This is a genomic window from Micromonospora chaiyaphumensis, from assembly GCF_900091435.1.
Lineage (GTDB): Bacteria > Actinomycetota > Actinomycetes > Mycobacteriales > Micromonosporaceae > Micromonospora > Micromonospora chaiyaphumensis.
Window position 1 is genome coordinate 202,912 of record NZ_FMCS01000010.1, and the last position, 21,381, is coordinate 224,292.

The window sequence follows — 21,381 nt, forward strand, 5'->3', positions numbered from 1 at the left end:
TCGCAACACCGGCTCACTCCTCGCGCTCACTCGGTCACCTCGGGCGTACGGGTCCGGGCCGGCCGCTCCCACAGCGGCGGTGGTGTGCCACCGCGGATCTCCGCGACCAGGTCCCGGATCCGCAGCATGATCGTGTCGGTCATCTCCTCCAGGATCGCCCGGGTCGGCGTGGCGCCCGCCCACCGGCTCAGGTCGACCGGCGGCCCGGCGACCACCGTCACCGGGGTACGCGGGCGCAGCCCGATGCGGGCGGTCCGCGGGTCGAACATCTTCTCCGGGCCGACCATGGCGACCGGGATCACCGGGGCGCCGGTGGCGAGCGCCAGCCGGGCCGCGCCGGTCTTGCCCTTCATGGGCCACAGGTCCGGCTCGCGGGTGGTGGTCCCCTCCGGGTAGATCACGACGGCGCCGCCGGAGTTCAGGGCGGCCACCAGCTTGTCCAGGGACCGGGCCGCCTCGACGCTGCCGCGCTCCACCGGGATCTGCTTGCACCGGTGCAGGATCCAGCCGATCACCGGCACCCGGAACACGCTGGCCTTGCCGAGGAACTGCGGCCAGCGCCCGGCGTCGTGGATGAAGTGCGCGGACACCAGCGGGTCCGCGTGCGAGATGTGGTTCGGCACGATGATGATCCCGCCCTCGCGGGGCAGGTGCTCCATCCCCCGCCAGGTGCGGCGGGTCCAGACGGTCAACACCGGCTTCACCAGCACCACGGCGAACCGTGGCCAGAATCCCAGCCTCCGCGGTGCCACCCTGCCTCCTCGTTCCGCCCCACGCGCGCACGCCCCGGGACGAAATCATGCCTGCTCGCTCCCGGTCCGGCCAGTGAGGGTACCGCCGGGCGGCTGGCAGGATTGTCACGTGCCTGAGCCGACCTGGACCGTGGTGGTGCCGGTGAAGCGCCTCGGGGTGGCGAAGAGCCGCCTGCGCGGGGCGCTGCCCGGCGTACCCCACGAGGAGCTGGCGCTGGCCTTGGCGGCCGACACGGTCCGCGCGGTGCGGGCCTGCCCGGCGGTGGTCCGGGTGCTCGTGGTGACCGACGACCCCCGGGTCGCGGCGGAGGCGACGACGGCCGGCGCGGCGGTCACGCCGGACCCGGCGGCCGGGCTGAACGCCGCCTTCCGGCACGGCGCGTCCGTGGCCGGCCCGCGCGCCGCCGTGGCCGGCCTCACCGCCGACCTGCCCGCCCTGCGCCCGGCCGACCTGGCCGCGGCGCTGCGGGCCGTCCCCGCCGACGGGGTACGCGGGTTCGTGGCCGACGCCCCGGGCAGCGGCACCGTGCTGCTCGCCGCGCCGCCCGGGGTGCCCCTGGCGCCCCGCTTCGGGCCCGGCTCGGCAGCGGCGCACGCGGCGAGCGGGGCGCTGCCGCTGCCCGGCGGCTGGCCCACGCTGCGCCGGGACGTGGACACCCCGGCCGACCTCGCCGCCGCCGCCCGGCTCGGCGCCGGTCCGCGCACCGCCGCGCTGCTGGCCCGGACCGGCCGGGACGTCGGGTACGGTGCTGGCATGCAGGGCACGGTGGCCACCTACGACGCGTCGACCCGCAGCGGCGTGCTGCTCCTCGACGACGGCACCGAGCTGGCCTTCCCGGCCCGCGCGTTCGACGCCTCCGGGCTGCGGCTGCTCCGGCTCGGGCAGCGGGTCCGGATCGAGCGGGACGCCGCCGGCGAGGTCGTCCGGGTGACATTGCCGACGATGGCGTGACCAACCTGCCCCGAGTTCATTTTCCGTTCACCGTTGTCGGGGAATCATGAGGTGGTGAGCACCCCTCGCGAGCAGCCCGACGGCCCCCGTAACCTCGTCGACCCCGGCGCGCCCCGCAACGGCGCGTCGACCCGCGGCGCCGACGGCCGGTTCCGCCGCGTCCGCCCTCCGGAGGAGAGCGTCAGCCCCGAGCCCGTCGCGGCGGCCTCGGCCGGGCTGGAGGAGTCCCTCGACCCGGTCGAGGGGCCGGGGCCGCAGGTGGAGGCCCCGGCGGCTCGGCCGCTGCCCGAGGACCGGTTCTTCAACCGGGAGCTCTCCTGGCTCGACTTCAACGCCCGGGTGCTCGCGCTGGCCGAGGATCCCCGGACCCCGCTGCTGGAGCGGGCCAAGTTCCTGGCCATCTTCGCCAGCAACCTGGACGAGTTCTACATGGTGCGGGTGGCCGGGCTGAAGCGCCGGCTCTCCGCCGGCCTGCCGGTGCGCGGCGGCGACCGGCTGCCGCTGCGCACGCAGCTGGAGCGGATCGCGGAGAAGACCGCCGACCTGGTCTCCCGGCACGCCGCCTGCTTCGTCGACGACGTGCTGCCGAAGCTGGCCGCCGAGGACATCCGGATCCTGCGCTGGAGCGACCTCGACGACGCCGAGCGGGAACGGCTGCGCACCTGGTTCCGGGAGCACATCTTCCCGGTGCTCACCCCGCTCGCGGTGGACCCGGCGCACCCGTTCCCCTACATCTCCGGCCGGTCGCTGAACCTGGCCGTCTCGGTACGCGACCCGGACGGCGGCTCGGAGCTGTTCGCCCGGGTGAAGGTGCCGAACAACGTGCCCCGGTTCGTCCGGGTGGCCCGCGACGAGCCGGGGGTGCGCTTCCTGCCCGTGGAGGACCTCATCTCGGTTCACCTCGGGCAGCTGTTCTCCGGCATGCAGGTGGTCGAGTGCCACCTGTTCCGGGTGACCCGCAACGCCGAGGTGGAGGTGGACGAGGACCGCGACGAGGACCTGCTCCAGGCCCTGGAACGGGAGCTGGCGCGGCGCCGGTTCGGCCCGCCCGTACGGCTGGAGGTGGCCGCCTCCATCTCCGACCACATGCTGGAGCTGCTCGTCCGCGAGCTGGACATGGACGGCCACGACGTGCTCCGGGTCCGCGGCCTGCTCGACCTGTCCGCGCTCTGGCAGGTCTACGGCGAGGCCGACCGCCCCGACCTCAAGGACCCGCCGTTCGTGCCGGCCACCCACCCCCGGCTCGCCGAGGGCGAGGTGCCGCGCAGCGTCTTCGCCACCCTGCGGGACGGCGACGTGCTGGTGCACCACCCGTACCACTCGTTCGCGACGAGCGTGCAGCGGTTCATCGAGCAGGCCGCCGCCGACCCGAACGTGCTGGCCATCAAGCAGACCCTCTACCGCACCAGCGGCGACTCCCCCATCGTGGACGCGCTGGTCGACGCGGCCGCCGCCGGCAAGCAGGTGGTGGTGCTGGTCGAGCTGAAGGCGCGCTTCGACGAGGTGGCCAACATCGGCTGGGCGCGCACGCTGGAGCGCGCCGGCTGCCACGTGGTCTACGGCCTGGTCGGCCTGAAGACCCACTGCAAGACCGCCCTGGTCGTCCGCCAGGAGGGCAACCAGATCCGCCGCTACTGCCACATCGGCACCGGCAACTACCACCCGAAGACCGCCCGGCTCTACGAGGACTTCGGCATGCTCACCGCCGACCCGGAGATCGGCGCCGACCTCACCGACCTGTTCAACGTGCTCACCGGCTACAGCCGGCAGACCGCGTACCGGCGGCTGCTGGTGGCCCCGCAGGGCATCCGCAGCGGCCTCGTGGAACGGATCGAGCGGGAGATCGAGCACGTCCGGCTCGGCATGCCGGGGCTCGTGCAGTTCAAGGTGAACGCGCTGGTCGACGAGGAGATCACCGACGCGCTCTACCGGGCGTCCATCGCCGGGGTGCACGTCGACCTGCTGATCCGGGGCATGTGCACGCTGCGGCCCGGGGTGCCGGGGCTGTCGGAGAACATCCGGGTCCGCTCGATCCTCGGCCGGTTCCTGGAGCACTCGCGCATCTTCCGGTTCGGCAACAACGGCGACGCGGAGTTCTGGATGGGCTCGGCCGACCTCATGCACCGCAACCTGGACCGCCGGGTCGAGGCGCTGGTGCAGGTGAGCGACCCGGTGGCCCGGGCCGAGCTGGACCACGTGCTGACCGCCGCGTTCAGCCCCGAGGTGGACGCCTTCGAGCTGTCCGGGGATGGCACCTGGCACCGGCGTACCGGCACCGACGACACGCCGCTGACCCACCTCCAGGACCTGCTCCTGCACCGGGTCGGCGGGAGGGCGGGCTGACCGGACCACGGCCCGCTCCGGGCGGGCATACGGTGAGCGGATGACCGACGACGAGCCGGTGCGGATCCGGGCGGCGGGCGGGGTCGTCTGGCGCCCGGCCGGAGCCGGCGTCGAGGTCTGCCTCGTGCACCGCCCCCGGTACGGCGACTGGTCGCTGCCCAAGGGCAAGCTGGACGCCGGCGAACACCCGCTGCGGGCCGCCGTCCGCGAGGTCGCCGAGGAGACCGACGTCCGGGCCGTCCCGCAGGTACGCCTGCCGTCCGTCCGCTACCGCAGCGAGGGCCGGCCGAAGGCCGTCGACTACTGGTCGATGCGGGCGGCCGCCCAGGGCGGCTTCCAGCCGGACACCGAGGTGGACGAGGTGGCCTGGTTCCCCACCGACGAGGCGGCACGCCGGGTCAGCTACCCGCACGACGCCGAGGTGATCGCCGCGTTCGCGGCGCTGCCGCCGGTCACCACCGCCCTGCTGCTGGTCCGGCACGCGCACGCCGGCAAGCGCGGCACCTGGACAGGCCCGGACGACGGCCGGCCGCTGGACGCCGAGGGCTGGGCCCAGGCGCAGGCGCTCGCCCCCCTGGTCGCCCTCGTCCGCCCGGCCCGCCTGGTCTCCGCCTCGGCCCGGCGCTGCGTGCAGACCCTCGACCCGGCGGCCGCCCTGCTGGACCTGCCCATCGAGGTGGTCGGTGACCTCGACGAGCCGCGACCCGGCCAGCAGCCGGACGAGTGCGCGCTGGCTGCCGCGGCCCGGCTGGCCGCGCTGGCCGCCGCCGGGGAACCGGTCGCCGTGTGCAGCCAGGGCAAGGTGATCCCGGGCGCGCTGGAACGGCTGACCGGCCGCGATGACGAGGACTTCACCACGCCGAAGGGCGGCGGCTGGCTGCTCGCCTTCACCGGCGACCGCCTCGTCGCCGCCGACCGCCTGTAAGGGTGCTCAGGGCAGGGCGAGCGTCACCGCGACCGGGAGGTGGTCGCTGGCGGTGCTGCGCGGTGCCGTCGCGCCGGACGGGGTGAGACCCGGTGTGACGAAGACGTGGTCGATCTGGCTGCGCGGGTCGTCGGCCGGGCTGGTGCGCAGCGGGCGGGCCGCGACCAGCGCGTCGGCCAGCCCGGCCCGGGTGAACTCGGCGAACGCCGGATCGCCGGGCTCGGTGTTCAGGTCGCCGCCGAGCACCAGCGGGCGGCCGGCCGCGTACCGGATGGCGAAGGCGGCCACCTCGCCGGCCTGGGCCACCGGTCCCTGCCCCGGCGGCGGTTGCAGGTGGGTGGCGACCACGGCGAGTTCCCGGCCGCCGAGGTCGAGCGTGACGCCGAGCGCCTGAGCCCCGGTGGGTGCGCCGTGCGCCGCGAGCGGTTCGGTCCGGCCGGCCCGCACCGGGAAGCGGCTCAGCACCGCGTCGCCCCAGACCGGGTCGGCGGCCGGCGCGAAGACGTAGGGCATCCGCAGCCGCCCGGCCAGCAGGGCGAGGGTGTCGTGGCCGCCGTTGAGCAGCCAGCCCCGGTCCACCTCGCTGAGCAGCACCACGTCCGGCCGGCTGCCGTCCACCGCCCGGGTCAGCGCGTCCAGGTCGAGCCGCCCGTCCAGCCCGAAACCCATCCGGATGTTGTACGCCACCAGCCGCACCTCCGCCGTTCGCTGGTTCGGCGACGCCACCGAATGCTCCGGCCGGTGCACCTCGCCTGCCAGCAAGGCCAACGCCGCCAGCATCAGGGCCGTCAGGCGTCGGGCGTAACCGGTCAGGACGGGAGCCGCCTGGGCTGGTCCGGTGACGGCGGCCAGGGCAATCAGGCCGGCTGTGCCCACCGGCACCCAGCCGTTGGCATAGCCCAGGTCGTAGGCCGCGTAGTAGGCGACGCACCCGACCGCGAAGAGCACCATTCCGCAGACGGCCGCCCAAGCACGCCGGAACGCACCGGTGTCCGGGGGATCGCCTCCGGTCGCCTTGTGCGCCCGGTCGGCGGCCGAATCCTCCACCACACCGGACACCCCGTCGGTGCGGGCGAAGCAGCCGCCGAGGCCGAGGGCGGCAAGCAGGTAGGCCCAACCGAGCCACCCCGGCCGGTCGGCGGCGAACAGCACCGCGCCTGCGAGCAGGGTGGCCGGCCAGACCACCCGCCCGAGCCAGGACGGGGGCCGGGTGAGCGCGGCAGCCAGGAACAACCCGATCGCGTACGCCGGGAACCACGACACCGGGCCGTCGGGCGGGAGCGCGAGACCCGGGAAGTCGGCCGTGCCGTATCCGTAGGAGTACGAGGCGCTCCAGAGCGCCGGGGCGAGTGCCAGCTGACCCGCCACCAGCAGCGCCGGACCGGCGATCAGCCAGGCCCGAACACCCGTCGGGCCACTGCGTCGCTCAGCGGCCGGCCGCTCCGGCACGGCCGAGCTGTGCCATGGTCTCGGAAACCAGCCGATGGCCGCTGCGGAGGCAGCCAGGAAGGCCAGCACCAGTAGGACGGACAAGGCCCAGCCGAGCGCGCCGCCCCGCCAGACCAGGTCCTCGGTGCCGAGCAGGGCGTGCCCGACGGCGGCACCGGCCAGGCCGAACGCCAGCCCCGGCACCGGCCGCGCGACCGTCGCGGCGGTCGCGGCGAGCCAGACCAGGCCGGCGAGCAGGCCGGCGCAGGCCAGCCACAGCTGGCTGCGGCCGCCGGGCGCGGCGGTCAGGGCCAGCCGGGCGGCGGCCAGGACCCCGGCCGCCACCACACCCACCGGGCGCGGACCGAGCCGGCGGACCAGGACGGGCGCGGCGAGGGCGAGCACGAACCAGCCGAGGGCGAAGGCGCCGAGGAGTTCGGCCGGTGTCTCGGCCGCCCGGCCGAAGATGGTGATGATCGACGGCAGCCACACCCGCAGCACGTCGAGCAGGACGACGACGCCCAGGGCGAGCGCGGCGGTGCGGAGGTGACGGTGGCGCACGGGCGCCCCTCTTCTCGTGACCGACGGGGGTTCTCGGCACGAGGATTCTGCGGGCCCGCGCGACGGCGGGTCAACGCGTACGCACGAGAAAGGCGCCCACCACGGACGGTGGGCGCCTTTTCGGGCGTGCGGTCAGCGCCGGCTGGCGGCCTTCTTGGCCGGAGCCTTCTTCGCCGGCGCCTTCTTGGCGGCCGTCGTCTTCTTGGCGGCCGTGGTCTTCTTGGCGGCCGTGGTCTTCTTGGCCGCGGCCGACTTCGCCGCGGTGGTCTTCTTCGCCGCGGTCGTCTTGGTCGCGGCCTTCTTCGCGGGCGCGGTCTTCTTGGTCGCGGCGGTGGTCTTCGTGGCCTTCGCCGCCGTGGTCTTCTTGGCGGCGCCCGTCGCCGTGGTCTTCTTCGCGGCGGTCGCCTTGGCCCCGGTCGCCTTCGCGCCCGTGGTCTTCGCGGCGGCCGTGGTGGTCTTCTTGGCGGCGACCGTGGCCTTCGGCACCTTGCCGCTGGCCACCATCTCCTTGAAGCCCGCGCCCGCACGGAAGGTCGGGACGGAGGTCTTCTTGACCTTCACCGCCTCGCCGGTCCGCGGGTTGCGCGCTGTTCGGGCGCCCCGGACGCGCTTTTCGAACGCTCCGAAACCGGTGATCGCCACCTTCTCGCCCTTGGTGACCGCCGCCTGGACCTCAGTGAGGACCGCCTCGAGCGCGGCCGTCGCCGTCTTCCGGTCCCCCAGGCGAACGGCGAGCGCCTCGATGAGCTCGGCCTTGTTCACGACTTCCTCCCGATTGTGCAACTGACTCGTCGCGAGCCATTCTGCGCGCACGGTATGCCCTGTGCTGCCTGGACACAAACATTCGGTGGAAAAAAGCCCTTGTGTCGTAACGGATTCGCCCCCACCGGCGGGGCCGGTGGGGGCGAAAAGCTATCTGCGATCAGGCGACCGAGGGCAGGAACGACGGCCGGGACGCCTCGTAGGCGCTGATCTCGGCCTCGTGCCGGAGGGTGAGTCCAATGTCATCCAAGCCCTCCATGAGCCGCCAACGGCTGTGGTCGTCCAGCGGGAACGCCCAGGTGGCGTCACCGGCGTGAACCTGGCGGGCGGTGAGGTCGACCGTGATGGGGGTGCTCGGCTCGGATTCCACGAGATCCCACAGTTCTTCCACGGCTTTCAATTCCAACTCGACCGGAAGGAGACCTTCCTTGAGCGCGTTGCCGCGGAAGATGTCGCCGAAGCGGGGCGCGATCACGGCCCGGAAGCCCCAGTCCCGCAGCGCCCAGACGGCGTGCTCCCGGGAGGATCCGGTGCCGAACTCGGGACCGGCGATCAGAATCGACGCACCCGAATAGGCGGGATCGTTGAGGACGAATGAGGGGTCCTCCCGCCACGCGTTGAACAGACCGTCGGCGAAACCGGTGCGGGTCACCCGCTTGAGGTACACGGCGGGGATGATCTGATCGGTGTCCACGTTGGAGCGCCGCAGGGGCACGGCGGTGCCGGTGTGGGTGGTGAACTTGTCCATGGCTCGGCTGCCCTTCTACAGGTCGGCGGGGGCGGCCAGCCGGCCGACCACGGCGGTGGCGGCGGCGACGGGCGGGGACACCAGGTGCGTACGCCCACCCCGGCCCTGGCGGCCCTCGAAGTTGCGGTTGGAGGTCGAGGCGGAGCGCTCACCGGGCTTCAGCGTGTCCGGGTTCATACCCAGACACATGGAGCAGCCGGCGAAGCGCCACTCGGCGCCGGCGTCGGTGAAGACCTTGTCCAGCCCCTCCGCCTCGGCCGCCTCGCGGACCGCGGCCGAGCCGGGCACCACCAGCATGCGTACGCCGTCGGCGACCCGCTGACCGCGCAGCACGTCGGCGGCGGCGCGCAGGTCCTCCAGTCGGCCGTTGGTGCAGGAGCCGACGAAGACCACGTCCACGGCCAGGTCCCGCAGGGCGGTGCCGGGCGTGAGGTCCATGTACTCCAGGGCGCGGCGTGCGGCGACCCGCTCCGGCTCGGTGACGAACTCCTCCGGGTCCGGCACGGTCGCGCCCAGCGGCACGCCCTGCCCCGGGTTGGTGCCCCAGGTGACGAACGGCGTGATCCGGCTGGCGTCCAGGGTCACCTCGGTGTCGAAGGTCGCGCCCTCGTCGGTGGGCAGCGTCCGCCAGTGGGCCACCGCCGCGTCCCAGTCGGCCCCCTGCGGCGCGTTGGGCCGCCCCTTGAGGTACGCGAAGGTGGTCTCGTCCGGCGCGATCATGCCGGCCTTGGCGCCCCACTCGATGGACATGTTGGCGATGGTCATCCGGCCCTCCATGGAGAGGTTCCGGATCGCCTCGCCGCGGTACTCCACGATGTGGCCGCGGCCGCCGCCCGTGCCCACCTGGGCGATGAGGGCGAGCACCAGGTCCTTGGCGGTCACCCCCGGGGCGAGCTGGCCGGTGACGTTCACGGCCATGGTCTTCGGGCGGGCCTGCGGCAGCGTCTGGGTGGCCAGCACGTGCTCGACCTCACTGGTGCCGATGCCGAAGGCGAGCGCACCGAACGCGCCGTGGGTGGCGGTGTGCGAGTCGCCGCAGACGATCGTCATGCCCGGCTGGGTGAGGCCGAGCTGGGGGCCGATGACGTGCACGATGCCCTGGTTCTCGTCACCGAGCGGGTGCAGCCGCACCCCGAACTCGGCGCAGTTGCGGCGCAGCGTCTCGATCTGGGTGCGGGAGGTGGGGTCCGCGATCGTGAGCAGGTCGCCGCGCCGGGAGCGGAACGCCGGGTCGTCGTACCCGGTCGGGGTGTTGTGGTCCTCGGTCGCGACCGTGAGGTCCGTGCGGCGGACCGGGCGGCCGGCCAGGCGCAGCCCGTCGAAGGCCTGCGGGCTGGTGACCTCGTGGAGCAGGTGCAGGTCGATGAAGAGCAGGTCCGGCTCGCCGTCGGCGGAGCGGACGACGTGCGCGTCCCAGACCTTCTCGGCCAGGGTCCTCGGTTGAGTGACTCCCACCATCTGGACATCCTAAATTCTGGGAGGTAAATTTCGGCTTGTGGGACACAGTATGAGCGGTGTCGGCGTTCTCGACAAGGCGGTGGTCATCCTGGCCGCCTGCGTCGACGGCGCCAGCCTGGCCGAACTCGTTGAACGCACCAAGCTGCCCCGGGCCACCGCACACCGGCTGGCACAGGCCCTGGAGATCCACCGGATGCTGGTCCGGGACACCCAGGGGCGCTGGCGCCCGGGCCCCCGGCTCGGCGAGCTGGCCAACGCCGCACCGGACGTGCTGCTGACCGCGGCCGAGCCGCTGCTCGCCGCGCTGCGCGACGCCACCGGTGAGAGCGCCCAGCTCTACCTGCGCCGCGCCGACGAGCGGATCTGCGTGGCCGCGGCCGAGCGGGCCAGCGGCCTGCGGGACACCGTGCCGGTCGGCTCGGTGCTGCCCATGACGGCCGGCTCGGCGGCGCAGATCCTGCTCGCCTGGGAGCCGCCCGAGGCGGTCATGCCGCTGCTGCCCCGGTCGAAGTTCACGGGCCGCACCCTCGCCGAGGTACGCCGGCGCGGCTGGGCGCAGAGCGTCGCCGAGCGGGAGGCCGGTGTGGCGAGCGTCTCGGCCCCGATCCGCGACCGCACGGGCCGGGTCATCGCCGCCATCAGCATCTCCGGCCCGATCGAACGCCTGGGCCGCCGCCCCGGCGAACGCCACGCCATGGCGGTGGTCCGAGCCGGCCAACGCCTCTCCGGCCTGTAACCCCGCCCACCCCTGAACCTCGTTGATCATGAGGTTGGCGGCAGTCAGAGAGATCGAGACCGCCGCTAACTTCATGATCGACGGAGTGAGGGGCAGAGTGAGGGCCGGACGGTGAACGGCCCGTCTCGCGTAGCGAGACGGGCCGTTTCCTGTGGTAGCCCCGACCGGATTCGAACCGGCGCTACCGCCTTGAGAGGGCGGCGTCCTGGGCCGCTAGACGACGGGGCCAGAACTTCATGCTTCCGCGCCCTCGCGGGCGGGGAAGCTGCACTCTATCAGAGATCATCTGCCGCTCCTCTGGCGAGGAGCGGAGCGGAACTCCGCCAGAATCCAGCGTCCGGGATTCTCGCGAATCCGCGGCTGCGCTGGGGTACCAGGACTCGAACCTAGACTAACTGAACCAGAATCAGTCGGGCTGCCAATTACCCCATACCCCATTGGCCCCTTGCGGCGCCAGGAATGAACTTTACCCTCCCGGTGCCGACAGGCCAAATCCAACCCCCTCGAACCGCCCCTCAACTGCGGAAACGAGGGCGTCGGACGCATCAGGCGACCGGCACCACCGGGTTGGTGAGTTCGCCGATCCCCTCGATCCGCACGGTGACCGTATCCCCGTCGGTGAGCGGGCTAACCCCGGCCGGCGTGCCGGTCAGCACCACGTCACCGGGGAGCAACGTCATGACGTGGGAGATGTACGACACCAGGGCCGGCACGTCGAAGACCATGTCCTTGGTGCGGCCGAGTTGGCGCACCTCCATCTCCTCCGGGTTGCGGCCCACCTCACAGCGGACCTCAAGGTCGGTGACGTCCAGCCCGGTGGTGATCCAGGGACCGATCGGGCAGAACGAGTCGAAGCCCTTGGCCCGGGTCCACTGCCCGTCGGAGCGCTGGAGGTCCCGCGCCGTGACGTCGTTGGCACAGGTGTAGCCGAAGATGGCCCGCTCGGCGGCGGCCCGGTCGGCACGGCGGGCGCCGGGGGCGCCGATCACCACGGCCAGTTCCGCCTCGTGCTCGACCTGCTTGGAGAAGATCGGCAGCCGGATGGCGTCGCGGGGGCCGATCACCGAGGTGGACGGCTTGAGGAAGAGCAGCGGCTCCTTGGGCACCTCGCTGCCGTGCTCGGCGGCGTGTTCGGCGTAGTTGCGGCCCACGCAGACCACCTTGCTGGGCAGGATCGGCGAGAGCAGCCGGACGTCGGAGAGCGCCCAGCGGGCGCCGGAGAACTGGATCTGCCCGAACGGGTGGCCCTCGATCTCGGCGATGGTCAGGCCCTGCGGCCCGGCCTCCGACTCGCCCTCGACGACCCCGAACGACATTCCCTTGGCATGAGCGAAACGAGCGATACGCACCCGGCCAATCTATCCCCGCGGGCGGGGCGGGCCACGCCGGACGCGGCCACCCGCTCCCCGTTGGCGGGCGGCGCGCCAGGGTACGCCGGCCCGCGCCCGCCGGGGCGGGATTGCGGACTTCGTACCCGCCCGGCGGGCCCGGGCCCATAGCTTCGGGGCCGGAGGTTCGTTCGTATGCCTGCATCGAGACGACACCACAGGACCCTGGCAGTGCTCGTGAACTGCCTCGGCATCATCGCGGCCGTGCCGGCGCTGCCCGCGGCGCACCGGGCGGAGGCCGCGCCCCCGCAACCGGCGGCTCCGCCGGCCGCGGCGGCCCGGGCCACCCCGATCCCGACCGGGATGCCGGCGGCGCCACCGGCCGTGCCGACCACGAAGCCGGCGCCGATCCGGCTCAGCACGCCACCGGTCACCGTGGCGGTGGCGGCGGCCGGCACCCCGGCACCGGGATACCGGATCCAGGTGCGCAACGCCGGGCCGACGCCGGTGGAGACGACCGTCCGGCAGGAGCTGCCGGCCGGATCCCGGGCGACCGCGGTGACCGGCGGCGGCCGGGCCAACCACCCCATCGGCTCGGCCACCGCCAACGAGGTGACCTGGCGGCTGCGGCTGCCGGGGCGGAGCACCACCACGCTGAACACCGCGCTCAGCACGGCCGCTCCGGACCGGTCGGTGACCGCGCCGACCTGCGCCTACGGCACCGACGGCACCCGGCCGTACGACTGCGCCACGGCGACCTGGACGGGGTCCAGGGTCCCGGCGGCGCAGGTGACCGCGGCGGCACCGGCCTGGCGCCGCCCGCCGGTGCTGCTGGCCGCGCTGGCCGCGCTCCTGGTCGTGGCCGGTGGGGTGCTGTGGTGGGCGTGGCGCCGCCGGCGCACGCGGCCGGGCCGGGCCCCGGCGGCCACCGGCGTCCCGCCGGTCGCCGGTGGCGTGGGCGGCCCGGCGGAGCAGGGGACCGTCTACCCGCGTCCGGCCATGCCCGCCCTCGCCGGGCGCCGCCGGCGGCCGCCGATCTGGCTGGTGGTCGGGGTCGCGGCAGCGGTGCTGGCCGGCGTGGTGGGCGCGGCGGCGTGGACGGCCACCCAGCGGGTCGCCGCCATGGACACCACGAAGCAGCCGACCAGCGGCGCCTGGGTGGGCAACAGCGTCACGGGTGCGCTCGGCGTCCCGCTGCGCGAGACCGCGTTCGAGTTCACCGTCTACCGGGTGTCCTGCGGCGTGGGCACGCTACCGGCGGCACCGGGCGGCGGTCGGCAGTGCCTGGCCACGGTCGGGGTGCGCAATCTCACCGGCGGCGAGCAGACCTGGCACGGGCAGTTGCAGCGGGCGTACCTGACCGGGGGCAACTGGGTGGCCACCGACGAGAGCGCCACCCGGGTGGCGAACCTCGGGCGGGACGTCTTCGCCCAGCCGGTCGCCGCAGGCTCCCGGGTGCTGCTGCCGCTGGTGTTCACCGTGCACGGCGACGACCCGCCGAAGCAGTTGGAGCTGCGTAGCGGCGTCTTCTCGGCCGGGGTGCGGGTGAACGTGCGGTGACCGGGGGCGGGCGGCGGCCGTACCCTGGGGTCCGTGACCGCCGCCCTCGCCCCCGCCACCTGGCTCGCGCGCCTGCGGGCCCACGAGGAGCGCGCCGACTCCCTCACGGCGGGGCACCGTGCCCGCAGGGCGGCGAGGGAACGCCACGCGATCGACGACTTCCTCTACGACTACTACGGCACCAGGCCGTCCGTGCTGCGGCGGTGGCACCCCGGCGTCGGGGTCACGCTGGAGCCCGGTCCGGACGGGCCCGCACCGCACCGGACGTGGCGTTGGTACGCCACGGACGCGGACGGGGGCGTGCGCCTCGACGCCGTGGCGTTCCTCACCGACCGGGCGGAGTCGGTGCGCTTCATCCACCGGCTGTTGTCCTCGATCGCGTCGCGCCCGGCCTTCACTGGCTGCTTCGGCCTGCACGAGTGGGCGATGGTGTACCGGCAACGTGAGCACCGGCACCCGCTCCCCCTGCGGCTCGGCCAGGAGGGCACCGACGCGGTGGTCGAGTCGCACCAGATCCGCTGCACGCACTTCGACGCGTTCCGGTTCTTCACCCCGGACGCGGTCGGCCTCAACCGGCTGCGTCCCACGAGAGAGAGCCAGGTGGAGCTGGACCAGCCGGGCTGCCTCCACGCCTCGATGGACTGCCACAAGTGGGCGACCAAGCTGGGGCCCGCCGTTCCGGGCGAGCTGGCGCTCGACTGCTTCGCGCTGGCGAGGGACATCCGGCTGCTCGACATGCAGGCGTCCCCGTACGACTTCTCCTCGTACGGTGAGCGGCCCGTGGCGATCGAGACTCCGGAGGGCAAGGCGGAGTACGTCGCACGTCAACGCGAGTTCGCGGAGCGTGCCGGCAGCCTCCGGGCCCGACTGATCGAGGTCTGCGCAACCCTGCTGGATCCGGCGGAGACACCGGCACGGGCCGGGGTGTGACGGCCGCGCGAGGCTAGCCCTCCCGCGCCCACGGCCGCAGCTTCTCCGGGTTGCGCACCGCCCAGATCCGGCTGACGCGCCCGTCGGAGACGTCGAACGAGGCCACCGTCACGACGACCCCGGCACGCTGGGCCACCAGCCCCGGCACACCGTTGACCGACCGCTCCAGGAGTTCGAGCCCCGGGGCCATCTCGGCGATGGCGACCAGGTACCGGGCGATGCGTGCCGCCCCCTCGACCGGCTGCAGGACGGCACCGACCACGCCGCCGCCGTCGGCGGTCATCACGGCGGCCGGGTTCAGGAGACCGACGAGGGTGGCGATGTCCCTGGCCTCCCAGGCCTTCCGGACGTGCCGCACCACCTCGGCCTGGCCGGTCGCCGGCACCGGGGCGCGCGCGGCGCTCACCCGCCGGCGGGCGGAGGCCGCCAGTTGCTTGCAGGCCGCCGGGGTCCGGCCGAGAACGTCGGCGATCTCGGCGAACGGGTACCGGAAGACCTCGTGCAGGACGAACGCCACCCGCTCGGCGGGCGTCGTCGACTCCAGGACGACGAGGAGGGCCATGGACACCGACTCGTCCAGGACGATCTGGTCCGCGGGGTCCGCGGGGTCCGCGGGGCCGGTGCGGTCGGCGCCGCCCGCGTGGTCCCACTCGGTGCGGTCGGGCAGCGGCTCGGGCAGCCACGCGCCGACGTAGCGTTCCCGGCGGGCCCGCGCCGAGCCGAGCACGTCCAGGCAGATCCGGCTGGTCACCGTGGTCAGCCAGGCGCCCGGTGACCGGATCTCCTCCTGCCGGCTCGGGGGCAGCCCGTACCAGCGTGCGTAGGCGTCCTGCACGGCGTCCTCGGCCTCGCTCACCGAACCGAGCAACCGGTAGGCGACGTTGATCAGCTGGCGTCGCTCGCCGGCTATCTCCTCTGTGCGGGTCCTCACAGTTCCCATGCTTCCGGCCGCCTTCGCCTTACCTTTCGCCGGCCCGTGTCGTCGGGCTGGTGAGACCTTAACGATCTACTGCCCCGAGGGCGGAAAGGGGACCGTGACATGGCCACCCAGGTGACGGCGAACGCACGGCGCAGCTCCTCGTTCCTGCAGCTCGCGATCGCCCTGCAGACCCTGACCATCTTCGTTCAGGCGGTCTCCGCCGGACTACTGCTGACCTCGTCATACGGCGAGACGCTGCACAGCGTCGGAGCCCGGGTGATGTACGCGGCGTCGATGCTGTACGTGCTCGCGGCGGTGCTCGCGTGGAAGCCCGGCGGCGGCTCGCTCCGGCCGGTCTGGCACGCCTCGGCATTCCTCGTGCTCGCCTCGGTCCAGGTCGTGCTCGGCATCGCGCACGTCCCGGCGGTCCACCTGCCCCTGGGTGTCCTGATGTTCGGTCTGAGTGTGCTGGCGCTGGCCCGCCGCTGAGGGTCAGACGGGCGGGTGGCCCCGGTGCGCGGCCCACTCGTCGGCCAGAATCGACATGACGGCGGCGTCCACCCAGCCGTCGCCGTCGCGGAGGACCTGCCGCAGCGTGCCCTCGACCACGAAACCGACCTTCTCGTAGACCCGGCGGGCACGCGGGTTGAAGGCGAACACCTCCAGCCCGATGCGGTGCAGGCCGAGCTGCTCGAAGCCGTACCCGACGACGAGCCGGACCGCCTCGGTGCCGAGCCCGCGGTCCCGCCCGGCCGGGCCGATCAGGGTACGGAAGTTGCAGCTGTTGTTGTGCCGGTCCCACTCGTTGAGGACGACCTCGCCCACGCAGGCCCCGGTGGCCCGGTCCACGACGGCCAGGTCGAGCCGGTCCGGCTGGCTGTTGCGGGTGCCGTACCAGGCCCGCAGCCGGGCCGGTTCGAGCCCCTCCCCCGGCGGGCTGCCGGTGAGCCGGGCCACCTCCGGGTCGGCCAGGATCGCCTCGAAGGCCGCGAGGTCGTCGTCGACGAACGGGCGCAGCAGCACGCGGTCGCCGGTGAGGGTGGGCTTGACGGAGAAATCGCTCGGCACCCGGGCAGTCTGGGCGGCCGCTGATCCTCGGCTCAAACCCTTTTCGGGTACGTGGCGGTCAGTCGCCGTCCACGCGGCGGTCGCGCTTGCGCTGGGACTGCCGCTTCTTCTCGGCCAGCCGGCGCTCCTTGGCCGCCCGGGACGGCCGGGTGGGGCGGCGCGGCTTCGGCGGCGGCGCGACCGCCTCGCGCAGCAGGGCGGCCATCCGTTCGCGGGCCGCCTCGCGGTTGGCCAGCTGCGCCCGGTGCTCGCTGGCCGCGACGGTGAGCACCCCGTCGACCAGCCGGTTGGCGAGCCGGTCCAGGGCGCGGACGCGCAGCGCCTCGGGCACGCTCGGCGACCCGGCCAGGTCGAAGCTCAGCTCCACCCGGGAGTCGGTCGTGTTGACCCCCTGACCACCCGGGCCGGACGAGCGGGAGAAGCGTTCCCGCAGCTCGGCATCGGGCACCACGAGCCGGTCGGTCACCCGCAGTCCGTCGTCCACGCCCCGAGGCTAGCGCCCGGCACGGTGCCCCGGGGTGGCGGTCACGGTCGGGGTCGGGGTGGGCGCGGGATCCGCGCGTTCGTGGTCCGACCCGGCCGCCGCGTACGCCGCCGCCCCGACCAGCAGCAGCGCGATCACACCGATCTTGGTGACCACCGCCCGGATCGCCACCCAGGCGGTACGCCGGGCGCCGGGCACGCTGGTCCGGATCGTCTGGTAGTCCTTCCAGCCCCGCTGCGCGCGGGCGTACGACGCGCCGACACCGGCGCCGATGACCAGGCCCACAAGGAGGAGGGCCGCGATGACAGCTTGCTCCACCCACGCCAGTATCCATACTCAGCGTAATATTTCTATGGCCCGATGGTCCCACGCCGGATATCCGACAGTTCCCGGCACCTCCCGACGGCGCAGGTCAGGGCCTGCGGACCGGTCAGCCGCCCCGGCCGATGATGGTGTCGGCGGTCTGCTGCACCTGGTCGATCGGGATGGCGAACCCGATGCCGATGGAGCCGTTGCCGTCGATGGTGGCGATGGCCGTGTTCACCCCGACCACCTCGCCGCGCGCGTTGACCAGCGGCCCGCCGGAGTTGCCCGGGTTGATGGAGGCGTCGGTCTGGACCGCGGTGTGCCGGCCGTTGCCGATGCGTACCTGCCGGTTGAGCGCGCTGACGATACCCGCCGTGACGGTGCCGGCCAGGCCCAGCGGGGAGCCGACCGCGAGCACCGGCTCGCCCACCCGGGTCGAGTTCGGCTTGGCCAGCGGCAGCGCCGACAGCCGGGCCGACGGCGGCACCTTCAGCACCGCCAGGTCGCTGGCCGGCTCCCGCCCCACCACCTCGGCGCTGAACCGGCGCCCGTCGGAGGTCTCCACCGTCACCGGTCCGGAGCCGCCCCGGGAGAGGATGTGGTCGTTGGTCACGATGTGCTGCTCGTTGTCGATGGCGAAGCCGGAGCCGCTGGCCGACGTGCCGGACGCCCCGCCGACCAGCACCGAGACCACGCCGGGGACGGTCTTCTCGGCGGCCGTGACCAGCTCCGCCGGCACCGGCGCCGCGGAGGCCGCGGACGGGCCCGGCGCGTCCCGGTCCGCGGCCCAGGTGCCGGCCGCCGCCCCGGAGACGGTGGAGAGGGCCACCACCGCCGCCGCGCTGAGCAGCCGGCGGCGCCAGCCGTGCCGTGCGGCGTCCCGCTCCGATCCGGGTACGTCCCAGCGCCCGCGCCCGTCCGGGTCCAGCTCCGGCGAGACGAACCACGGGCCGCGCGGCTCGCCGAGTCCGGTCTGCACTGCCATACCTGGGCTCCTCACGTGTCGTGCGTCGTCCGGTCCTTGCTGGTCAGGGCAGCCGGGAGAACCACCGCAGCGATCCGGCGGCGGCCCCCATGGCGAGGACCAGCCCGAGGCCGATGAAGCGGGCCGAGATGTCCTGCCGTTCCCTGCGGTAGCCCACCGACGTGCCGATGTCCTCGTAGACGGCACGCAGTTCGGCGCTCGTGGACGCCTCGTGGAAGCCGCCCCCGGTCTCCTCGGCGACCGCCTTGAGGGTCTGCCCGTCGACCGGCACCTGGATGGCCCGCCCGCCCCGGTCCACCGACCCGGACGGGGTGCCGAACGAGATGGTGTGCACCGGCACCTTGGCCGCCACGGCCTGGCCGGCCGCCTCCATGGGATCCATCCCGGACGTGTTCGCGCCGTCGGAGAGGATGATGATCCGTGCCGGCGGCGGGTCCTTGGCGGCCTTGGCGTCCAGGCTCTTGACCGCGCCCAGCGAGGTGCTGATGGCCTCGCCGATGGCGGTGCCCTGCACCCCGGTGATGCCCTCGGCGAGCCGCTCGACCCCCTCGTCCAGGGCCTCCCGGTCGGTGCTCGGCGGCACCACCACGGCCGCGCTGCCGGCGAACGCGACGAGCCCGACGTTGAACTCGTCGGGCAGCCCGTCGACGAACCGGCGGGCGGCCTCCTTCGCGGCGGTCAGCCGGTCCGGGTCGACGTCGCCGGCCAGCATCGAGGTGGAGACGTCCACCGCCACCATGACGGTGGCCCGTTCCCGGGGCACCCGTACCTCGGCGTTGGGCCGGGCGAAGCCGACCACCAGCAGCGCCAGCATCGCGAGGAAGAGTCCCGCCGGGACGTGCCGGCGCCAGGCCGGCCGCTGCGGGGCGACCCGGTCCAGCAGCCGCAGGTTGGTGAAGCGCACCGCGTACCGGCTCTGCCGGCGCTGCATGGCCAGGTAGCCGACGACCAGCGCGGCGACGCCGAGCAGGAGCCAGAGGCGGGCGGGCGACTCCCAGGTCACGCCGCACCTCCCCGGGCCGCGGCGGGCGCGGCGGCGAGCCGGCGTTGGGCGTGCACGTGCCGCACGATGTCGGCGCTCCAGTCCCGGTCGGTACGCAGCGCCAGATGCGTGGCCCCGGACCGGCGCAGCGCATCGCGCACCTGGTCGCGCTGGGCGGCGGCGGCCTGGGCGTACCGCTCGCGCAGGCCCGGGTCGCCGGTCCACACCTCGCGGCGGCGGCCGGTCTCCGGGTCGACGAGGGTGACCAGCCCGACGTCCGGCAGCTCCAGCTCGCGCGGGTCGGTCACCTCGACCGCCAGCACCTGGTGCCGCACGGCCAGCCGGCGCAGCACGGTCTCCCAGGCCGGGGCGGCGTCCGGCTCGTCGGGCCACCCGTCGAGGAAGTCGGAGACGATCACCACGAGCCCGCGCCGGGTGGCCATCCGCTGGAGCCCGTCCAGCCCGTCGTGCAGGCCCGGCGTCACCGGGTGCCCGTCGGTGCGCGGCGCGCCCAGCAGGGCGCGGAGCAGCCCGAGCAGGTGGGTACGCCCGCCGCGGGCCGGGAACCGGCGGATCCCGTCCGGGGTGAGCACCTGGCCGCCGAGCCGGTTGCCGACGCCGGCGGTGAGGAAGCCGACCGCCGCCACGGCGGCCACCGCCAGCTCCCGTTTGTCCAGTGTGGCCGTGCCGTACTCCATGCTGGGGCTGGCGTCGACCAGCAGCCAGGTGGTCAGCTCGCGGTCGGCGTCGACCTCGCGGACGTGCGGGACGGTGGTCCGGGCGGTCACCGCCCAGTCCATCCGGCGGACCTCGTCCTCGCCGGGGCGGTACTCGCGGCTGCCGGCCGCCTCGCTGCCGGGGCCGGGCAGCAGGCCGCGGTACTGCCCGTGCAGCAGCCCGTCGAGCCGCCGGGTGACGGTCAGCTCCAGGCGGCGCAGCCGCTGGTCGGGGGCCAGGTCGGCCAGCCCGGGGTCGGGCATGGTGGGTGCCTCCCGGCGCCTCATGCCGCCGCCAGGTCGGCCGCCGTCTCCGGGTGCCCGGTGACCACCCGGGGTGGTGGGACCGCCTCGACCAGCCGGCGGACCAGCGTCTCGGCGGAGACCCCGTCGGCCACCGCGTCGAAGGAGAGCACCAGCCGGTGGGCCAGCACGTCCACCGCGAGGTCCCGCACGTCCTCCGGCAGCACGTAGTCGCGGCCGTGGATCAGCGCCTGCGCCCGGGCCGCCGCCACCAGGCCGAGGGTGGCCCGGGGGCTCGCCCCGTACGCCAGCAGCGGCGCGATCTCGGCCAACCCGAACCGCCCGGGGTCCCGGGTGGCGAGGATGAGCCGGACCACGTACTCGGCGAGGGCGTGGTGGACGAAGACGTCGGCGGCACGGCGCTGGAGTTCGCGCAGCCGGGCCGGGTCGAGCACCGGGCGCGCGGTCGGCCGCTCGGTGCTCATCCGGTAGAGGATGGCCAGCTCGTCGGCGTCGCTCGGGTAGTCCACGACGATCTTCATGAGGAAGCGGTCGCGCTGCGCCTCGGGGAGCTGGTAGACCCCCTCCGACTCGATCGGGTTCTGGGTGGCCAGCACCAGGAACGGGTCGGGGACCGGCCAGCTCCGGCCGCCGATGGAGACCTGCCGCTCGGCCATCGCCTCGAGCAGCGCCGACTGCACCTTGGCCGGGGCCCGGTTGATCTCGTCGGCGAGCACCAGGTTCGCCATGATCGGGCCCAGCTCCACGTCGAACGCCTCGGTGGAGGCCCGGTAGATGCGGGTGCCGACGATGTCCGAGGGGACCAGGTCGGGGGTGAACTGGATCCGGGAGAAGGTGCCGCCGACCACGGTGGCGAGGGTCTGCGCCGCGAGGGTCTTGGCGACCCCGGGCACACCCTCCAGCAGGCAGTGGCCGTCGGCGATCAGGGCGGTGAGCAGGCGATCGACGAGGCGATCCTGCCCGACGATCACGCGTTTGACCTCGAAGAGGGTCTGTTCCAGCTCGACGCCGCTCGCGTCGGCATCGACCGGGCTGGGCACGCTGGCCAGGGTGTCCGAGATGTCCGTCACGGTGCTTGCTTCCCGTGCCGGCATGTGGGCAAACGTCGGATTATCAGCCCCTGAGCGGCCCTTCCCGGGCCGGACGGGGACGACTCCCCCGGCCGATCCGCAAC

General features: G+C 74.1%; 20 protein-coding genes, 2 tRNA genes and 1 pseudogene. 7 read left to right on the forward strand and 16 right to left on the reverse strand.

Features of this window, described 5'->3' with window-relative positions; all coding sequences use genetic code 11:
• Positions 1-26 precede the first annotated feature (26 nt).
• Entirely contained in the window at positions 27-752 is a 726-nt protein-coding gene (locus tag GA0070214_RS25090; RefSeq protein WP_091268816.1) for a lysophospholipid acyltransferase family protein, read from the reverse strand.
• Between the two features lie 109 nt (positions 753-861).
• On the opposite strand from GA0070214_RS25090, the pseudogene cofC reads away from it, so the two are divergent.
• The 3 genes and pseudogenes from cofC to GA0070214_RS25105 all read left to right on the forward strand — a co-directional run.
• A pseudogene (gene cofC / locus GA0070214_RS32620) lies at positions 862-1,494 on the forward strand (2-phospho-L-lactate guanylyltransferase); the annotation flags it as partial.
• A gap of 264 nt (positions 1,495-1,758) precedes the next feature.
• The gene (locus tag GA0070214_RS25100; protein ID WP_208602890.1) at positions 1,759-4,047 is read left to right on the forward strand and encodes an RNA degradosome polyphosphate kinase; all 2,289 of its coding nucleotides are present in this window, start codon (positions 1,759-1,761) and stop codon (positions 4,045-4,047) included.
• A gap of 40 nt (positions 4,048-4,087) precedes the next feature.
• A complete protein-coding gene (locus GA0070214_RS25105; protein WP_091268822.1) occupies positions 4,088-4,972 on the forward strand; it encodes an NUDIX hydrolase in 885 nt (294 codons plus the stop codon).
• Between the two features lie 6 nt (positions 4,973-4,978).
• Here the strand turns inward: GA0070214_RS25105 and GA0070214_RS25110 are convergent, their stop codons facing one another.
• From GA0070214_RS25110 to leuC, 4 genes are all read right to left on the reverse strand, one after another.
• Positions 4,979-6,961 carry an endonuclease/exonuclease/phosphatase family protein gene (locus GA0070214_RS25110; protein ID WP_091268824.1) on the reverse strand — a complete coding sequence of 661 codons (1,983 nt, stop codon included), beginning with the start codon at positions 6,959-6,961 and terminating at the stop codon, positions 4,979-4,981.
• 132 nt (positions 6,962-7,093) lie between these two features.
• On the reverse strand, positions 7,094-7,723 hold the full coding sequence (locus tag GA0070214_RS25115; RefSeq protein WP_091268826.1) for an HU family DNA-binding protein: 630 nt from the start codon (positions 7,721-7,723) through the stop codon (positions 7,094-7,096).
• 160 nt (positions 7,724-7,883) lie between these two features.
• Entirely contained in the window at positions 7,884-8,471 is a 588-nt protein-coding gene (gene leuD, locus GA0070214_RS25120) for a 3-isopropylmalate dehydratase small subunit (protein ID WP_091268828.1), read from the reverse strand.
• Positions 8,472-8,486: 15 nt separating this feature from the next.
• Positions 8,487-9,929, reverse strand: coding sequence for a 3-isopropylmalate dehydratase large subunit (leuC, locus tag GA0070214_RS25125; protein ID WP_091268831.1), 1,443 nt, complete (start codon positions 9,927-9,929; stop codon positions 8,487-8,489).
• A gap of 49 nt (positions 9,930-9,978) precedes the next feature.
• On the opposite strand from leuC, the gene GA0070214_RS25130 reads away from it, so the two are divergent.
• On the forward strand, positions 9,979-10,665 hold the full coding sequence (locus GA0070214_RS25130; protein WP_013284529.1) for an IclR family transcriptional regulator: 687 nt from the start codon (positions 9,979-9,981) through the stop codon (positions 10,663-10,665).
• A gap of 152 nt (positions 10,666-10,817) precedes the next feature.
• Here GA0070214_RS25130 and GA0070214_RS25135 read toward each other — a convergent pair.
• From GA0070214_RS25135 to GA0070214_RS25145, 3 genes are all read right to left on the reverse strand, one after another.
• A tRNA-Glu gene (locus tag GA0070214_RS25135) sits at positions 10,818-10,893 on the reverse strand.
• A gap of 137 nt (positions 10,894-11,030) precedes the next feature.
• A tRNA-Gln gene (locus GA0070214_RS25140) sits at positions 11,031-11,102 on the reverse strand.
• A gap of 108 nt (positions 11,103-11,210) precedes the next feature.
• A complete protein-coding gene (locus GA0070214_RS25145; protein ID WP_091268833.1) occupies positions 11,211-12,014 on the reverse strand; it encodes a fumarylacetoacetate hydrolase family protein in 804 nt (267 codons plus the stop codon).
• A 174-nt stretch (positions 12,015-12,188) separates the two neighbouring features.
• Between GA0070214_RS25145 and GA0070214_RS25150 the strand changes: the two genes are divergently transcribed.
• Positions 12,189-13,553, forward strand: coding sequence for a hypothetical protein (locus tag GA0070214_RS25150; RefSeq protein WP_091268835.1), 1,365 nt, complete (start codon positions 12,189-12,191; stop codon positions 13,551-13,553).
• A 33-nt stretch (positions 13,554-13,586) separates the two neighbouring features.
• A complete protein-coding gene (locus GA0070214_RS25155; protein ID WP_244167845.1) occupies positions 13,587-14,483 on the forward strand; it encodes a 3-methyladenine DNA glycosylase in 897 nt (298 codons plus the stop codon).
• A 13-nt stretch (positions 14,484-14,496) separates the two neighbouring features.
• Here GA0070214_RS25155 and sigJ read toward each other — a convergent pair whose 3' ends face one another.
• Positions 14,497-15,414 (reverse strand): RNA polymerase sigma factor SigJ, encoded by a 918-nt coding sequence (sigJ, locus tag GA0070214_RS25160; protein ID WP_244167846.1) that lies wholly within the window; start codon positions 15,412-15,414, stop codon positions 14,497-14,499.
• 108 nt (positions 15,415-15,522) lie between these two features.
• On the opposite strand from sigJ, the gene GA0070214_RS25165 reads away from it, so the two are divergent.
• Positions 15,523-15,891 (forward strand): hypothetical protein, encoded by a 369-nt coding sequence (locus GA0070214_RS25165; RefSeq protein WP_091268841.1) that lies wholly within the window; start codon positions 15,523-15,525, stop codon positions 15,889-15,891.
• Positions 15,892-15,894: 3 nt separating this feature from the next.
• On the opposite strand, the gene GA0070214_RS25170 is transcribed toward GA0070214_RS25165, so the two are convergent.
• From GA0070214_RS25170 to GA0070214_RS25200, 7 genes are all read right to left on the reverse strand, one after another.
• Positions 15,895-16,470, reverse strand: coding sequence for a GNAT family N-acetyltransferase (locus GA0070214_RS25170; protein ID WP_091268844.1), 576 nt, complete (start codon positions 16,468-16,470; stop codon positions 15,895-15,897).
• A gap of 58 nt (positions 16,471-16,528) precedes the next feature.
• On the reverse strand, positions 16,529-16,954 hold the full coding sequence (arfB, locus tag GA0070214_RS25175; protein ID WP_091268846.1) for an alternative ribosome rescue aminoacyl-tRNA hydrolase ArfB: 426 nt from the start codon (positions 16,952-16,954) through the stop codon (positions 16,529-16,531).
• 9 nt (positions 16,955-16,963) lie between these two features.
• A complete protein-coding gene (locus tag GA0070214_RS25180) occupies positions 16,964-17,272 on the reverse strand; it encodes a hypothetical protein (protein ID WP_091268848.1) in 309 nt (102 codons plus the stop codon).
• Positions 17,273-17,384: 112 nt separating this feature from the next.
• A complete protein-coding gene (locus GA0070214_RS25185; RefSeq protein ID WP_091268850.1) occupies positions 17,385-18,245 on the reverse strand; it encodes a S1C family serine protease in 861 nt (286 codons plus the stop codon).
• A 43-nt stretch (positions 18,246-18,288) separates the two neighbouring features.
• Positions 18,289-19,248: a VWA domain-containing protein gene (locus GA0070214_RS25190; RefSeq protein WP_091268852.1), complete on the reverse strand. Its 960-nt coding sequence runs from the start codon at positions 19,246-19,248 to the stop codon at positions 18,289-18,291.
• Positions 19,245-20,207 (reverse strand): DUF58 domain-containing protein, encoded by a 963-nt coding sequence (locus GA0070214_RS25195; RefSeq protein WP_091268854.1) that lies wholly within the window; start codon positions 20,205-20,207, stop codon positions 19,245-19,247. The genes GA0070214_RS25190 and GA0070214_RS25195 overlap by 4 nt, the downstream gene beginning before the upstream one ends.
• Positions 20,208-20,227: 20 nt before the next feature.
• Complete coding sequence (locus tag GA0070214_RS25200) at positions 20,228-21,277, reverse strand: AAA family ATPase (protein WP_091268856.1); 1,050 nt, start codon at positions 21,275-21,277, stop codon at positions 20,228-20,230.
• Between the last annotated feature and the right edge of the window lie 104 nt (positions 21,278-21,381).